Annotated in this window: 2 protein-coding genes; both read left to right on the top strand. The window is 58.4% G+C overall.

Annotated elements, in window-relative coordinates; translation table 11 throughout:
• Positions 1–1,099 (top strand): IS21 family transposase (gene istA, locus KUL93_RS11150; protein WP_217127109.1); only part of this gene is annotated, 1,099 nt, incomplete at its 5' end.
• Positions 1,096–1,703: IS21-like element helper ATPase IstB (gene istB, locus KUL93_RS11145; RefSeq protein WP_217127108.1), on the top strand; the 608-nt coding region annotated here is incomplete at its 3' end. The genes istA and istB, both read left to right, overlap by 4 nt.

Genomic DNA, 1,703 nt, shown 5'->3' with positions numbered 1-1,703 from the left:
CGTTACCCTGCCTCTGATGATGTTCATCAGGAGGCGAGTTGTGTTGACGAAGGAGGACGCAATGGAGATCACGATTCTCCACAAACAAGGACATAGCATTCGTGCGATTGCCCGCATGACGGGACGCTCCCGCAATACCGTGCGCGCTATCCTGCGCCGGGTTGAGGGGCAAAGTGAAGCGGTGCAGCGTAGGGAAAGAGCGACGTTGATCAACCCCTATGCTGACTATGTCAAGCAGCGCATGGCGCAGCTACCTGGCATTTTTGCCAGCGTGCTCTATCGCGAGGTCTTGGCGCTTGGCTACAGCGGTAGCGCGCGCACTTTGCGCCGTTATGTCCAATCCCTGCGCGATAAACAATCCAGCGAGATGCCCGACAACCGCTTCGAGACGCAGCCAGGCGAGCAGATGCAGGTGGACTGGGCGGTATTTTCCCGGGGGCACCCACCGTTGCATGCTTTTGTGGCCACACTGGGCTGGAGCCGCTACACCTACGTGGAGTTCACCCGCTCAGAGCAATTCGATGCCTTGCGCATTTGCCACCAGAACGCCTTCGCCTACTTTGGCGGCGTGCCGCGCGAAGTGCTCTATGACAACATGAAGACGGTTGTCATTGAGCGAAACGCCTATGGCAAAGGGCGACACCGCTTCCACGACGGGCTGTGGCAATTGGCTCGCCACTATGGGTTCATGCCCAGAGTGTGCCAACCCTACCGAGCGCGCACCAAGGGCAAAGTCGAGCGCTTTATCCACTATCTGCGCCACAACTTCTATGCGCCAGCCCTCTCTCTCGACCCCAATCTGGTGACGGACATAGCGGAGCTCAACGCCCATGCCCTACGTTGGCTCAGGGATGTGGCCAACATCAGACGCCATGGCACCACGGGGCAAACACCCCTTGAGCGCTGGCATCAGGAGTTGGAGCACCTGCAACCTTTGCCGGCTCCGCCGCAGTGGCATCGGGTGTGCGCTGAGCATGGCTCGCCCTCGGCGCTCTGGCGCAATGCACAACCCAGCCGAGTGGTCGATGACGAACAACGGCGCTTTTACGAAGACTTGGGTCGTTTCGAGCAGCTGCTGCAAAAGGAGCAAGCGTCATGAATCTCTCAGAACGCATCCTGCAGCTGTGTGACCAGTTGGGGCTGGTAGGCATCGCCCAGAATTTTGATACCCTTGCGCAGCAGGCCGTCGAGAAGCAGTGGACGCTATCAGAGTATCTCCAAGCGTGTCTGCAGGCAGAGCAGGCGCTCAGAACGCAGCGCACCCGCAACATGCTGGTACGCTTTGCTGGCTTTCCGGCCATCAAGACGCTGGATGCGTATGACTTCGATTTTGCCGTAGGCGCTCCGAAAGCGGCCATTGACCAGCTAGCGACGCTCGCGTTTGTGCATCGCCGAGAAAATGTGGTGTTTCTGGGCCCTTCCGGTGTTGGCAAGACCCATCTTGCCATTGCGCTGGGGTATCTGGCCACCCAATCGGGACTGAAGACCCGTTTTACCACCGCAGCCAATCTGATCTTGCAGTTGGAGCGGGCGCAACAGCAGGGCAGCCTGGATCAACTGATGCGTACGCTCAAGGCGCTCAGCGTGCTCATCATCGATGAGATCGGATATTTGCCATTGAGTCGCAATCAGGCAAACCTGTTTTTCCAGGTGGTGGCGGAGCGTTATGAGAAGGGCTCGATGATTCTGACCTCCAACCTGAA

The organism is Hydrogenophilus thiooxidans, assembly GCF_019049855.1.
In the GTDB taxonomy this organism is placed as follows: domain Bacteria; phylum Pseudomonadota; class Gammaproteobacteria; order Burkholderiales; family Rhodocyclaceae; genus Hydrogenophilus; species Hydrogenophilus thiooxidans.
The sequence above is the reverse complement of the archived record's forward strand: the minus strand, read 5'-3'. Positions and strand labels throughout refer to the sequence as shown.